At 41.5% G+C, this 14,030-nt stretch carries 12 protein-coding genes; all 12 read right to left on the minus strand.

Translation table 11 applies throughout. The features are described from left to right. Positions 1 to 87: 87 nt before the first annotated feature. Positions 88 to 927, minus strand: a complete 840-nt coding sequence (locus R7Z78_RS00170) for an NAD/NADP transhydrogenase subunit beta (protein ID WP_169644547.1) — start codon at positions 925 to 927, stop codon at positions 88 to 90. After that, complete coding sequence (locus R7Z78_RS00175; protein WP_005375969.1) at positions 928 to 1,218, minus strand: PAAR domain-containing protein; 291 nt, start codon at positions 1,216 to 1,218, stop codon at positions 928 to 930. Positions 1,219 to 1,229: 11 nt separating this feature from the next. After that, complete coding sequence (tssI, locus tag R7Z78_RS00180; protein ID WP_104976055.1) at positions 1,230 to 3,065, minus strand: type VI secretion system tip protein TssI/VgrG; 1,836 nt, start codon at positions 3,063 to 3,065, stop codon at positions 1,230 to 1,232. 49 nt (positions 3,066 to 3,114) lie between these two features. Beyond that, a complete protein-coding gene (locus R7Z78_RS00185; RefSeq protein WP_005375967.1) occupies positions 3,115 to 3,594 on the minus strand; it encodes an Hcp family type VI secretion system effector in 480 nt (159 codons plus the stop codon). Positions 3,595 to 3,802: 208 nt separating this feature from the next. Then, complete coding sequence (tssH, locus tag R7Z78_RS00190; RefSeq protein WP_104976054.1) at positions 3,803 to 6,370, minus strand: type VI secretion system ATPase TssH; 2,568 nt, start codon at positions 6,368 to 6,370, stop codon at positions 3,803 to 3,805. A gap of 10 nt (positions 6,371 to 6,380) precedes the next feature. Next, positions 6,381 to 7,346 (minus strand): type VI secretion system baseplate subunit TssG, encoded by a 966-nt coding sequence (gene tssG, locus R7Z78_RS00195; protein ID WP_017635619.1) that lies wholly within the window; start codon positions 7,344 to 7,346, stop codon positions 6,381 to 6,383. Beyond that, complete coding sequence (tssF, locus tag R7Z78_RS00200; RefSeq protein WP_104976053.1) at positions 7,343 to 9,166, minus strand: type VI secretion system baseplate subunit TssF; 1,824 nt, start codon at positions 9,164 to 9,166, stop codon at positions 7,343 to 7,345. The genes tssG and tssF overlap by 4 nt, the downstream gene beginning before the upstream one ends. Beyond that, positions 9,163 to 9,627, minus strand: coding sequence for a type VI secretion system baseplate subunit TssE (gene tssE, locus R7Z78_RS00205; protein WP_017635621.1), 465 nt, complete (start codon positions 9,625 to 9,627; stop codon positions 9,163 to 9,165). Before tssE ends, tssF begins: the two co-directional genes overlap by 4 nt. A 7-nt stretch (positions 9,628 to 9,634) precedes the next feature. Then, positions 9,635 to 10,429: a type VI secretion system accessory protein TagJ gene (locus R7Z78_RS00210; RefSeq protein ID WP_017820215.1), complete on the minus strand. Its 795-nt coding sequence runs from the start codon at positions 10,427 to 10,429 to the stop codon at positions 9,635 to 9,637. Between the two features lie 10 nt (positions 10,430 to 10,439). Beyond that, positions 10,440 to 11,951, minus strand: coding sequence for a type VI secretion system contractile sheath large subunit (gene tssC / locus R7Z78_RS00215; RefSeq protein ID WP_053303680.1), 1,512 nt, complete (start codon positions 11,949 to 11,951; stop codon positions 10,440 to 10,442). Positions 11,952 to 12,003: 52 nt separating this feature from the next. Beyond that, a complete protein-coding gene (gene tssC, locus R7Z78_RS00220; protein WP_005375950.1) occupies positions 12,004 to 13,497 on the minus strand; it encodes a type VI secretion system contractile sheath large subunit in 1,494 nt (497 codons plus the stop codon). Beyond that, complete coding sequence (gene tssB, locus R7Z78_RS00225) at positions 13,497 to 14,027, minus strand: type VI secretion system contractile sheath small subunit (protein ID WP_005387524.1); 531 nt, start codon at positions 14,025 to 14,027, stop codon at positions 13,497 to 13,499. Before tssB ends, tssC (R7Z78_RS00220) begins: the two co-directional genes overlap by 1 nt. Between the last annotated feature and the right edge of the window lie 3 nt (positions 14,028 to 14,030).

Here is a 14,030-nt window from a genome sequence, read left to right on the forward strand (position 1 = left end):
TTAAAGGGCCAGTTTCGAGTCAATCCCCCATAACATTTGCATCACTAAAACCTCAGCTACTACTAGAAGGAAAAGCAATAGCCAGACCTATTCACTACGCCAATTGTATATTACTCCTACCGCATAGCCATCTGACTCGATGTCCGCTTGCAACACGTGAAAGTCTGGGCAGGGGCTGCTTCTTTGAAGCTCATCAATCACTAACGCTTTTAAAACGCCGCCACATGCACCCAATCCGCCAAGTTTGATATCAACAAATTGATACTGAGTTTGATCGGTCACCCACGGAGACAAGAATTGCATTGAGTTTAACCATTGCGGTTCTTCCTTATTAACGGATAAATACAATTGACTGAGTGGATGTTCACAACTTACTCCTAATTGCTTAAACACCTTGTCCACGGCGATGCGTTGTTGTTTGGCATCTAAATCAATTCGAACAACATCAGGCACAAGACCTGAATGTCGAAAAAAACACTTGGTTAAAATGATAGAGCTTTGAGGTTTGACATGCCCTTCTACATCACTCGTAACCTCTATAGCCAGTATCCAAGTCGCTTGCGTTTCATTAACTTCACGATTTATCCGATTTAGTGCCATCAAAAATGCAGCTTGGCCATAAGGATAAAAGTAAATTTCAGTATTGACAGTTTGGCCAACGAAATTAGAAAGCTCGCTTATCAATGCTTTAAGCAAACTTTTGTCCACCGAAGATGGTAAAAGAACACAGAGATTCCCCTTGATATCAGCTTGCTCAAGACTCTCGCGCTCAGAGCGCACGAGGCTTAATATATGCTCATCTATTGATTGAGCAAAGTCAGGGGGTCGGATTTCCTCGGACAATCTAAAAGAATCATCAGCTATCTCGCGAACGGTGTGTGAACGGCCATTAAAGGATAGAAGATGCGTTTGAAATGCGAGTGGCATCTAGCCTCCGATTAAAACCGTAGGCATACCAGATAGAATTTTGCCACCATGAGACGTTGAATCGCCGACTCTCGCGGCTGGTTTACCGTTGATTGTTACGCTAGAAGAACCTGCTGAGATACTATCCGGAGGACCGATACAAATAAGCTTGTCGCCTTGTCTTGCCGCAGGTATCCCGCCAATCGTTACGTTTGGTGAACCAACAACGACGGGACCACCAACATGCGGTATCTTTCCTGTTTTTTTAGGGCAAAGATGAAAGCTGCCCAAAATTGCGGCTGGTTTACCCACTTTAAATCACCTTAGTTCAATGAAATTTGCCCAGCTTTAAGAGAAATAGCTGAGCCGTTAATGGATATTTTATTACCTTTGATATTGATTTCTCCAGAGCTAGACATCTGAATAGAAGCACCACCTACTTTGATCTCGACGCTCTTTCCTGCATTAAAAGACAGTACTTCACCCGTTTCATTCGAAAAGTTTTTACCTACTTTCAAGCTCGCGTTCTGACCAACCTCTTGATTAACATCATTGGTCACTTTTTCGGTTTTACTGTTTTCAACGGCGATATCAACACAGTCTTCAACTAGCATTTGGAACAGTTTTTCAGCATGAAGATAAATGTGCTCTTCACCAGGCTTATCATCGAAGCGCAACTCATTAAAATTGGATGTACCTTTTTGTACAGAGCGTGATTTATAACCACTCTGAGAACTTTGCTCTGGTAAAGCGTAAGGAGGGAGTTGACTACCGTTATATAGTGACCCCGTAACGATTGGTTGATCAGGGTCTCCGTTAACAAACTCGACGATGACCTCTTGTCCGACTCTAGGGTGAAACACCGACCCCCATCCGTTACCTGCAATATTTTGCGCAACACGAATCCAACATGAACTATTTACATCGTATTTACCAACACGGTCCCAGTGAAACTGAACTTTGATACGGCCATGTTTGTCTATGTAAATTTCACCATCTTTGTTCCCCGTAACTACTGCGGTTTGCAAACCTTTCATCTGAGGTTTCGGGTAGTTAACTGAAGGACGCAGGATTGTCTTTGAGTCAACACAACTAAACGAGACTTTGACACCTTGCGCACCGGTCCCACCTTGACCAGTCTGGTTATAAACAGCAGCAGACAAAAAAACAGAAGACAGTACATATTCTTTGCCGACTCGAGATTTATCTTCATGCTTTTTAAACTTGAAGCACTTGCCCACACAGAATGTTCTGCACGTAGCCTCGCCACGACACAAATATGCATTTTGCTGTAGTGCTTCTATTGCATGCGTGTTTCTCAGTGCGTATTGATCATTGCTCTCCATTTCACCCATGTATTCAAAATACTCGCTTCCAGGTACTGTAAAAAAATCACTTTCACCCTTTGCAGTATTTTTAGGATTCGAAGAAGGCTTGAGCATGTTATAGCCTGACTTTTGACTCGCTTTAGTAGTCAGAATTTGCGTTTCATGCCAAGAAGAAATGTGGCTAGATTTCGCCGTACCTGTATCAAAATCGACTAAAAACTCAGTACCCGGCTTATAAAAACTGATGTCATCAAAAATATTGAGCGTATGGGCAGACTTAGTATGTGTAAAACAAAATGATAGCCCCTCCTCCGATAACAGACGTCGAACAAATTCAAGATCTGATTCTTCATATTGTACTTTGTATGTGTATTTAGGATAGGACTTGGTTAACTCAAAACTAAAGGCAACACTATGCTCCGATAGTACTTCAGAGATAATTTCCTTTATATCTTTATGCTGAAATATTCTGCAATTTTTTCGATATTCAGCGAAACGTAATTTAGGCTCTATTAATAATTCTATGTTTTTATAATTTTCGCCTTTATGTGTATTAGAAACCCTTTTCCCTTCTAATCTTGCAGCAGAAACATAACCATGCATATAACGAGGATTTGAAGAAACATCCTCATTATTTTCAAGGGTAATGGTAACTTCCTTACCAATAATTTCGTTTAACTCACTTCGTTGATCATTAAAGTAAGCTTTAGCACGCAATGAAAAAAGTTCTGAGATCTCTTCTCTATACTCAAACGAGTTTAGTATGATGGCATCTTTACCGAATGGCGAAGAAATTCGGATGAAATTGTTATCTTGAGTTGCTCTTTTCATTAAATACTTCTTTCAAAAAAATGCGGAGGAATACTCCCCCGCATGAAAATTACATTTGTTGACCTTTAACACCGCTGTAGCCGTATACCAATGGAGCAGAAGTGTTGTTCTTATCGTCAGTAGGAGTCACTGTCATCATCATTTCTGTGTAAGAAATTGTGATAGTTTCAACTGGACGATCGTCTTGGATAGAAACTGAGTAGTTAGAAATCATCGCATCAGTCAGTTCGATCTTCATGATCTCTTCAACCTTCTCACCCTGCTTAGTAATATGGAAAACCGCTGGTTTACCTTTACCAATCGTCGCTTCTTTAAATAAGTCAGGAGAAGAACGGTCTTGAAGTTTAGTGATAGTCAAATCATATAGACGAGTAGCGCTCGCTTCACGGTCCATCGCTGTACCAGTGTATGATGAGATCTCACGACCTACACTCCAATCTACAGATAGTAGTGTAATCAAATCTTTGTATTGCTCGGCTGTTGCCTCACCCTTAATATCTGCGTATTTAAGATACGTATTAGACTGCATGCTAATCTCCTATAGCATTATTAATTGACATATATCGTAATAATTTAATTATCTGACGTTTGGTGATAATTAGTGATTAATGTATCAAAAACTTCATTTTAAATACGCCCTGTTATATCTTTAAATAAGATTTAATTTAAGCGTTTTTTATAAAAAATAATAGTTAATATGAACCAACTCCCAATTATTATTGAGAGTGTAAAGGATGTTAAACTATTGAGACATCAAGTCCACTAGTTGTACCTTTAACAATAATTTCATCAAACGTCTTATCATTAAGAATTGCATGCAATATTTCATGAGAAATCTTCGGAAGCAATGTATTTTCTATGGTTGTTTGTACCACACGCGCACCACTCCCAGACTCATTGCTATTGTCTACAATATCATTAATTAGTTCCTCATCAAAAAACAGGTCAGCGTTATAGTGCTTACGAATACGAGTCGTAATTTTATCTAACTTTAATTTTGTTATTTCTATCAATACTTTTCTTGATAGAGGAAAATAAGGTAATACATTCACACGCCCTAAAAATGCTGGTTTAAAGTCAACCAACAAATCATCGCGTAAAGCATCTTTTAGTGCTGACGGCTCAGGCGCTAAATCAGGATCAGAATACAAAGACATCGTCGTTTCGGTCCCTGTGTTCGCGGTCATAATAATAATAGTGTTTTTAAAGTCTATATCTCGACCTTCACCGTCTTTAATTGAGCCTTTATCAAATACCTGATAAAAAATATCTTGAACACCAGGGTGCGCTTTTTCCATTTCATCGAGGAGAATTACACTATAAGGTTTACGTCTAACAGCTTCAGTCAGTACACCTCCTTCTCCATAACCGACATAACCAGGAGGAGAACCTAATAGCAATGAGACTTTATGCTCTTCCTTAAATTCCGACATATTGATAGTCGTGACATTTTCTTCACTACCATACACTTTCTCTGCAATCGCCAAAGCCGATTCGGTTTTACCCACTCCGCTTGGTCCGGTTAGGAGAAATACACCATTTGGTCGTGTCTCATCCGTGAGCTGCGCACTCGCGGTTTTTATCACTTCAGACATGAGCTCTAAAGCGTGATCCTGCCCGACAACTCGCTTGCACAAACTTTCTTTCAAACCCAATACTGCTTGGATTTCATCATCCTGAAGTTTACCCAGCGGTATACCGGTCCAATCCGAAATAACTTCTGCGATTAGCGCTTCATTTACATGCGAAAAAACTAAGGGCTGTGAGTTAGCGGAGAGATTATTTTCAAGCTCTTGTAACTTGTCTCTAGCAGTTTCAGAACCCTCCTGGATTATTTGGGTTCTAAGTGACTTAGCTTCACTTACCCATTCTTTTTCTTTTTCCCAAAGTACCTCTAATTCAATAATGTCATTAGATAGCGCATCAATCTCTTTTCGGACACCTTGGAGCTGCACATCAAGAGATGCTCCTAATCGATTCTCTTGGCTAAGATGCTCATACTCAGCTTGCTTTGCTTTAAGTTTGTTTCTTTTCGCATCTAGACCTCCCGGTGTAGATGACTGACTTAACGCAACTCGAGAACAGGCCGTATCCAAAACAGAAACCGCCTTATCTGGCAGTTGACGACCATTAATGTATCGAGCTGAGAGTTGGACCGCTGCATTGAGAGCTTGGTTAGTGATATGAACATCGTGGTGTTGTGCCATTACATCAAGTAAGCCTCGTAACATTTCGATCGCGAGCTCAGGGGCTGGCTCATCAACCTTTACGACTTGAAAACGCCTAGTTAAAGCTGCATCTTTTTCAAAATACTTTTTATACTCTGCCCACGTAGTTGCTGCGATCGTTCTGAGTTCGCCTCTCGCTAATGCTGGCTTCAGAATATTCGCCGCATCACCTTGGCCCGCTTGCCCACCACCGCCAATTAGGCCATGAGCTTCATCAATGAACAATATAATAGGCTGTGGAGCGTCGTTTACTTCCTTCACAAGGTTCTTAAGCCTGTTTTCAAACTCACCTTTCATGCCTGCGCCGGCTTGCAGTAATGCCAAATCCAGAGACTTAATCGCCACATTTTGCAGAGCGGGAGGTACATCGCCATCAATGATCTTTTGCGCCAAACCTTCAACAACAGCTGTTTTTCCAACACCAGCTTCTCCCGTAAGAATCGGGTTGTTTTGTCGGCGTCTTAATAAAATATCGATCATTAGGCGAATTTCATTATCTCTACCAATCACCGGATCTATTTTACCTTCCCTAGCTTGCTCAGTAAGGTCTGTTGTAAATTGATTCATGGCGGAATTCGCGTTTGACTGCGCTAAGTCATTCGATCTTGATTGAGGCGCATTACTTTCTTTAAAGTTCAATAAGCGAGATGGTTCTATCTTGTTTAGTTCAGGACTAATCGAACCAGCCATGTTGACTAACGTATCATCAGACAAGTAGGCAAATAAAAGATGGATGCACCCCAACTGTTCTTGATTGAATTCAATGGTTGCAGATAACAAGGCATTTTGCATAACAGTCACTGTATGAGCTGATAGCCCAGGCACCGACTGGCATCCTGTTTTGTATTTTTCTAATGCCTTTTGAATATCGGTTTCAACCTTGATTTTATCGACATCAAATTCGTCAAAAACTTCAGAGTAAATATCGTCAGGATGGCGGATAATCATCATTAACCAGTGAGACATTTCAATACTGTGATGAGTTCGGGAGCTTGCCATCGCAGCTGCCTGTTCAAGTGTTTCCTTAGCCTGAGGAGACAATCTTTCGACCAACGCTGAAAGTGAGAGTGAAGCCATTACATTTCCTTTAAATAGTAATTGTTATAGTTCGATCTTTTGTACGTTCGTGTTTTTTAAGCACAGAACCAATACCTAACTGCCCCTGCTGTTTCGATAAACAAGCTTGTGGTAGCAAACTATGTTTGGTGGTGAGCTGCCACTTCAGTTGTTTATGTTTTCCAATCAACTCATAAGCAGCGTTCTTAATGATTGCTATATTGGGTTGGTTAGGAAGCAATTTACTAACTAGCTGTTTATCTTTTGGCAGAAATTCTATTGTTGTCCCCGCGTTGATATTCCATGCTTTCGAACCCAAAGACGCTCCTAAACCAAGTTGAGCAAACTGCCCTTCAGGCATAGTTCGGGATGCAAGGCGTGTTTGCTCTTCTTTCGTAAGGTGTAACCATTGTCCTTGAAATTCATGAACTTTTACTTGGCATCCAGATAAACATTCAAGAATACTTTTTAGTCCACCTTTACTTCTCATTGGTGAAGCAAACACACCACCATAGTGCAGGGACAGTGAACTCCCTTCCCCAGTTAATGCCGATTTACAGCTTTCTAACGGCGAACGCGCGCCCTGCGCATGCGCACGAGATTGAACTGTCAGCTGACTCAGTTGCCAACATCGATAATAAAGAGATAATAAGCGATGATTGAAAATATCGTAGAAGTCCACCATAGCCGTATCGCCTTCTTTTTGGCGATGTAAAGCTAATTCACTATAGTGCTGGGGAAGCACACCTTGCTCACCCGTTAGGCCTATTAAATTGGTCTCAATCTCTAACTTGCTGTCATCTATATTTTTCAGTTCACAAAGCTGAGCATTTTCAAAACCTAATGATGGATTAACCTTTAAGTTTAGCTTTTCATGCTTCGGTAACGCATCTGTTCCTATTTGCGCCTCTGCTTGCAGAACTTCGTGTTCAATAAGATGAATCGCTTCAAACAATGGATGTTGCTTTAATTCTCGATAAAATTGTTCCGCGCTCATAGCAACACCTTATCGCCAGTTAATGCGGGCCATAGGTGGAAAGACTTTCCCGTGGACTTAAGTCTTATTTCTAACTGCGTAAAAATGTTAATTTCAGCATATTGCGAGAAGTAAACAGATAAAACACTACCTAAGAGAAAGATCTGCTCTTTAGGTAAAATTTGATCAGAAACCGTCAAAATAATTTTTATACCGTGCGCAAATCCAACTTTGCCTTTCTGACTAATTCTTCCTGTAGTAGGCTCAAACTCTAACTTAGTTAAAGCATCGATTACCGCTTTCGTTTCTGCTGTCCCAGAAAATGCATAGAGATTAAGGGTCTGCTTCAAAGTTGCTAAACCATCTTCCTCGGTAAAATGGTTTAAAGTTAAAAGCTTAGTTAACTGCCATCGTGTGCTTTCATCCATTTCTGGCCGAATAGTTTCTGATAAAGAAACTAAACAACGAACAGATTCGAAATTGTCATTTACCTCCGGTAAAGATACTTGCGGCAGCCCACCTCCAAATGGAAGTTTCTGCGCTAAGTTGCGGTTACAGCACTCAGCTTCCACGTACATTAACCAGTTTTCCCGGCTATCCGGGCTGAACAATTGATGTTTTTTATCAACAAAAGAAATGTAAGTTTCTCTACCTGGCTCATCATACCCACCAGCCCAGTTCTTATCCTCACGTCTCATCAACCAATAAATCTCACTAGTGTTTGTATAATGCGTGTGCTCACCAGCGTGATAACATGGCAAATTGTGGTACGTTTTGTTCCAGTTTCTCAACGTTACGTCAGAAATTGAGACAACCTCATTACTTTCAGATTCTTGGTATTGCGGAGACAAGTGGTAATCGTATTCAGTTGGTAGAATACGCTTAGGCTCCATAATACTTTTAAATAAGTTGATTACAGGCACACAACCTACCATTAAGCTTTCTTCGTCCACTTGCTTTGGAAGCCAGTCATCGTTGGTATCAAAGTAAAAATACAGTTCGACTTGCTCTCCAAGATCTAGCTCAGATAATCCAAGTTCGGTGATATCAAAGAACATAAACTTCTCAGGAAAGTGCAAATACTCAACAAGTAATCTTGCTCCTGAAAAGCTTCTTTTACTGTATGGCACAACTTTCTCATCTTCTGAAAATCCTACTTCAGAAAGATGTCTTTTGGTTAAAGGACGAACTTCTTTGCCATCCACAACAACAGATAAACCAATTAGGTTTTGAAACAGCATTTGGTAGAGCTTTAAAGTCAATTGAGATTGACCGTTTAAATAGAAGCGCAGCCGTTCTACCCCCATTTCACCAAGAGGAGTCTCTTCATCTTGAGCCGTGAGCTGTACTTTCAAAACTGAATGAGCATTGCTTTCCCATCGTGAGCCAACTGGCTTGAAAGGCGCATTTTTAAAAACGCCAGAGGTCACATCAACAGGATACATTCTGACCGGATAACAAGTTCTAAACTCGCACTCATGATATCCAGGAGCACCGATAACAACTCGCTCGCCTTCTTCTACATCAAAATAAGAGGAAGTGGAGTTAGAACAGCTCATTTTAATGACTGACATTGACGGGATTGGGGCGTGAAAATCCGGATATAACTGTCCCATCAAAGACTCGGTAAACTGAGGGTAACTATTGTCTAAGCTTTGTCTAATCCTTGCTGTTAGGAATGCGCAGCCTTCTAACAATCTTTCTACGTGTGGATCGTCAACCTGTTCCTCACTAATACGAAGTCTCGCGGCAATCTTGGGATACTGCTCACCAAACTCTTGCCCTTTGTGACGCAAATAAGCTAACTCGCGATTATAGTACTTGAGAAACTCTTCACTCATTTTGCTCTACTCAGTTTCATACCTAAATTTACCGGCTCTACTTCAGAATTGAATCGCACTTCATGAATACTGTTATCAATTAAGCAAGTGGCATTTATCTGTAACCTCAATACCCTATCAATAGCGTTTTTCTCGTCCGAAATCTGGACATGAGGGTTCCTTAACCTCGGCTCAAACTCTTTAATTGCATCATGAACGATGTCGCAAAGCTGATTCTGCCCTTCTTGGCTGCTATAGGGCATTGAGGAAAAATCTGGCAGCCCATAGTTCAATATTGAATAACGAACCTCTAGAAGATCATCAGGAATATTTTTCCATCCAATACGACTATTCAGCATCGACTCTAGATCTCTAAGTAAGCTGCTCAACATCTGTTGCTGGCTTGCAGGGAAGTCTTTCTCATCTCGAGTGAGAGGATCACTATCTATCAATTTGTCGAGCAGAGAAACGGTTAACGACATGATATTTCTACGCTATTTGTTTCTGTTCTAATAATGTAGTCAAATCACAGATTGGAAGCGCTGAGTCACCGACTAACCAACATTTTTGACCCAAGCCAACAAAAGATTCTTGCTCACCAATCTGCTTCCAATCCGTTTCTCGGCCTAACTTTTGTGCATCGGTCTCTGAGTCGACATACGTCAAAGGCATATGGCCTTCGCCTTCACCAAGTCCATCGATATCAAACTCGACAGGTCGCCAAATACTTTCTAACAAAGAAGTAGGTGCTTTAACTTCTAGCGTATGGATGCTCGATATGGGTACAAGAAAATAGTTACCTGCTGTAGAAAACAGTTCAATGTAACCACCTAAACGATCATCAATATCTCTAGCATCTTCGTAGTTTGTGCCGTTTACGTTAAACCCTTTAATAGTACGACGCTCTTCAATGCGATGCGATAGACGTGACGCTTCTTCGTACTCTTGATTTCCGAGAGCAAGATTAAATCGAACAAGCTCTTTAGTTAATTCCTCATCACCTAATACTTTGGCACTAGCCGCACCATTGATAAAATCCTTTCTAGCTTGAGCTGCTTTCACTAAATGTCGTAGCTGACTTGCACCAGGCAGATACTCAGGAAACAATTTAATCGATTGCATGAGCTGAGCGTCCGCACGCTCGAAGTCCCCATCAATGCAAAGAAGCTCAATGAAGGAACTTCTCAAGCTCGCATCTTTAGGGGTGGCTTTAATTTCATCAATTAATTGCTCTAGAGCGTGTTGCAATAGGCCTTGGGACAAAGCATTTTTCCATTGAGTCATTGTTATTTCCTTACACCATGTGCTCTGGTGATAATTCGGTAATTAATTTAATGCTAGATACCATTTGATCGAGTTGAAAATGCGGTCGCAAATGGATAACTGAGTAATAATGTCCAGGAGTTTCTCTTTTCTCTCGAACTGTAATTTTCGCTTCATTTAGGGGGTATTTAGCTCGAAGCTCATCAGACGCTTCATCTGATGCGGTAGTGTACTGGTGTAACCAGCGTTGAAAGTCACGCTCTAGGCTTTCTGCGTCTTGATACCCACCAATTTTGTCACGCCCCATAACCTTGAGATAATGTGCGACTCGCGATACACACAATGTGTATTGCAACATCGATGTCAGTTTTGCATTCGTTGAAATATGCTTTTCTGCGTATTGTTTGGGCTTGTAGAGAGATACATTCGAGGTCATCCCTACCATATCAGTCTCAGGTATTGGAGAAATAGAAATAAAACCGCACTCAGACAATTCTTGTTCTTTTCTCTCAGTGATTTTCAAGTTTAACGGACATCTTTCACGATCATTCTTGCCATTAACACGCATCGTGCTCCTTGTAGGAGCGACGATAATACCCTGACTGTAATCGCCTTGTTTAATCCCTCGCATATGCGTGAACCAACCATGTTCCTGAAATGCTCTAATTGATACAGCAGCAAAACAGTACGCACTACTCCCCCATAGCAAATCTCGGTTGGAGTCGTAGATGTGTTCTTGAAAATTGAATTTATCATTCCGCGAGCCATCACTTTTGTATGGCTGACGGAACAAGACGTTAGGTGCAGTCAAACCAATAAATTTAGCGTCATCGTTATCTCTCAAACTACGCCACTTTGCATAATCTTCCTGTTCAAATTGGGCTGCTATATCTCTTATCGCAGAGAGTTGAGCGAAACTATCAACACCAAACATCTCTGGCGATGCAGACATGATAAATGGGCTGAATGCTGCAGCTGCAGACTGAGAGATCTTACTCAACACAGACAGATCTCTATCAAAATAATTTTTACTAGGATCACAGCGAAGCTGATAATCTCCAACCACCACACCAAAGGGTTCTCCCCCTGCCATGCCATATTCATTTTGATAGAGCAACTTAAATAGTGCTGATTGGTCAAACTCGATGGCTTTTAAAGCATCTTTACTGATTTCATTCCATGTCGCCGTTAAAACCTTAACTTTTACAGAGTCCGATGAACGAGAATCAACCTGTTCACATAAATACCTAACTCCAACCCACCCCCTTTCGAGCTGTTGAAACTCAGGATGATGTAATATTTCATTTAGTTGAGATTCTAATAGTTCATCAATGCGGTTAATTGTGTTCATCACACTATGACGAAAGCTGTCCAAATCTCTTGAACGTGTACCTTCTAGCCAAATTCGCGCTGACGCTACAAGATCAGAAGATTCATTGAATCGAGTCAACCACGGGCTATCAAGTTCAGCATAGCCTCCGGTACTGAACTCATGTTTTAGCTTGCTAGGGTCGCGAAAGTTAAGTGACACTGCTAATTCCATCTAGAACATAAAGATTGGTCATGGCTGGCCTTTCGACCAGCCAATTCATTTCTTATCCACCTGACTGAGGGATCTTTGCCACAAGTCGCAAAGATGTGGTCAGTTCTTCCATTTGTAACCAAGGCTTCAGCCATGCTACGGCATTGTAAGAACCAGGTGCGCCAGGAATTTCCTTAACTTGAACACGAGCGTCTGCTAGAGGGTATTTCGCTCTGATCTCTTGACCACCGCCTTCAGAAGCATTGACGTAACCTAGGATCCAGCGGTTCAGCCAAGACTCAACGTCTTCTGCTTCCATAAAGCTACCAATTTTATCTCGAGCCATTACTTTCAAATAATGCGCAAAACGAGATGTTGCCATCATATAAGGTAGGCGGGCAGAAATGGCCGCATTGGCCGTTGCTTCAGGGGATTCATGGTTCGCTGGTTTTTGACAGGTTTGCGCACCAAAGAACACTGCATAGTTGGTGTTTTTGTAGTGACAAAGCGGTAAGAAACCAAGCTTACCAAGCTCCGCCTCACGTCTGTCGGTAATACCAATCTCTGTTGGGCACTTCATATCAGGGTCGCCATCATCACTCATGAAGAAATGCGTTGGCAAGTTATCCACTCGACCGCCGCCTTCTGCACCACGGATGGCAGTACAAAATCCATATTTTGAAAATGCGTCGGTTAACTTAACACCAAGAACATACGAAGAGTTCATCCAACAGTAGTCGTTATGTTCAGCGTTAACAGCAATACCTGAAACAGGATCTACTTCGAACTCTTCAAACCCAAACTCTTCGACTGGAGCGGTAGCTTGTCCGTATGGCAAACGAGCAAGGACTTTTGGCATCGTCAGACTAACGAAGCGCGAATCGGCACTCTCGCGGAACGAACGCCATTGGGCGTATTCTAGTGATTCAAATACCTTATCTAGGTCGCGTGGTTTTGACAACTCAGTCCACTCATCAAAGCCGAATAGTGCTGGTGAAGCTGCGGACAAGAATGGAGAGAAGCCAGAAGCCGCTACATTTGACATTAGGCGTAACGACTCAATATCTTCTGGGTGGTTGGTAAACTCATAGTCTCCAATCAATGCACCATACGGTTCACCACCAGCACTACCAAACTCAGACTCGTAAACCTTTTTAAAGATCTGGCTTTGATCAAACTCAACAGCTTTGCTCAAGTCTTTATGTAGCTCTTTCTTGGTCATGCTCATCATGCGAACTTTCAGAGTAGAGCTGGTCTCTGAATTCATCACTAGATAATTTAAGCCGCGCCAAGAACCTTCGAGTTTCTGTAATTCTGGGTGATGCATTACTTCAGACAACTGATCAGAAATCTGCCTATCGAGCAAATTAATCGCTTCACGAAAAGTTACTGTTAGGTTTTTGTTCCAAGTAACTGTCCCTTTCATTGCTTCTTCAGCGAGCGTTTTAATCAGCTCCTCAGCACGAGAAGCTTCGGTCTGCTTAGTCGCACCAATAGCTTGATCTAAGAATGAAGTTGTCTGTTCATTAACTGTTGGATCTAACTGTTTTTCAGCTTCAGTCGTCATTATTCCGCTCCTTCAGTACTATCTGACTTCGCTTTCTTGTCAAGATCTAACTCGCCTGCAAGTCTTGCCAGATTGTCTGTATTGTTCAAAACATCCTCTAGGATATTTTCAAGCTCTTCTGAGCGGTCAACTTTTGTCATCAAATCACGCAGTTTATTACGCGTTTCCATCAATTGGCGTAGTGGATCAACTTGATTTACGATCGCAGCAGGCTCAAAGTCTTGCATTGATTTAAAGTTTAAATCGACCTCAAACTGTGAATCGTCATTCGCAAGCTTATTCGCAACTTTAAACTTCACCGATGGATTCATTTTTTTGAGTACATCGTCAAAGTTATCTCGATCGATCTGAATAAAACGGCGGTCTTTTAATGGCTTCAACGCTTCTGTGTTTTGACCAGCGAAGTCACCCATTACACCTACAACAAAAGGCAGTTCTTTCTTAAGAGTCGTACCTTCAGTTTCAACATCATAGGTAATGTGGACACGAGGCTTCCGTACTCGTGATAGTTTCGAGTGGATACTCGTCATACC

This window comes from Vibrio sp. 1167, from assembly GCF_033340375.1.
Classification (GTDB): Bacteria; Pseudomonadota; Gammaproteobacteria; order Enterobacterales; family Vibrionaceae; genus Vibrio; species Vibrio alginolyticus.

What these genes read in the sequence shown, in the direction of transcription:
- R7Z78_RS00170 (WP_169644547.1), bottom strand. Translation starts at nt 927, where the DNA reads ATGCCACTCGCATTTCAAACGCATCTTCTATCCTTTAATGGCCGTTCA.
- tssI (WP_104976055.1), bottom strand. Translation starts at nt 3,065, where the DNA reads ATGAAAAGAGCAACTCAAGATAACAATTTCATCCGAATTTCTTCGCCA.
- R7Z78_RS00185 (WP_005375967.1), bottom strand. Translation starts at nt 3,594, where the DNA reads ATGCAGTCTAATACGTATCTTAAATACGCAGATATTAAGGGTGAGGCA.
- tssH (WP_104976054.1), bottom strand. Translation starts at nt 6,370, where the DNA reads ATGGCTTCACTCTCACTTTCAGCGTTGGTCGAAAGATTGTCTCCTCAG.
- tssG (WP_017635619.1), bottom strand. Translation starts at nt 7,346, where the DNA reads ATGAGCGCGGAACAATTTTATCGAGAATTAAAGCAACATCCATTGTTT.
- tssF (WP_104976053.1), bottom strand. Translation starts at nt 9,166, where the DNA reads ATGAGTGAAGAGTTTCTCAAGTACTATAATCGCGAGTTAGCTTATTTG.
- tssE (WP_017635621.1), bottom strand. Translation starts at nt 9,627, where the DNA reads ATGTCGTTAACCGTTTCTCTGCTCGACAAATTGATAGATAGTGATCCT.
- R7Z78_RS00210 (WP_017820215.1), bottom strand. Translation starts at nt 10,429, where the DNA reads ATGACTCAATGGAAAAATGCTTTGTCCCAAGGCCTATTGCAACACGCT.
- tssC (WP_053303680.1), bottom strand. Translation starts at nt 11,951, where the DNA reads ATGGAATTAGCAGTGTCACTTAACTTTCGCGACCCTAGCAAGCTAAAA.
- tssC (WP_005375950.1), bottom strand. Translation starts at nt 13,497, where the DNA reads ATGACGACTGAAGCTGAAAAACAGTTAGATCCAACAGTTAATGAACAG.
- tssB (WP_005387524.1), bottom strand. Translation starts at nt 14,027, where the DNA reads ATGACGAGTATCCACTCGAAACTATCACGAGTACGGAAGCCTCGTGTC.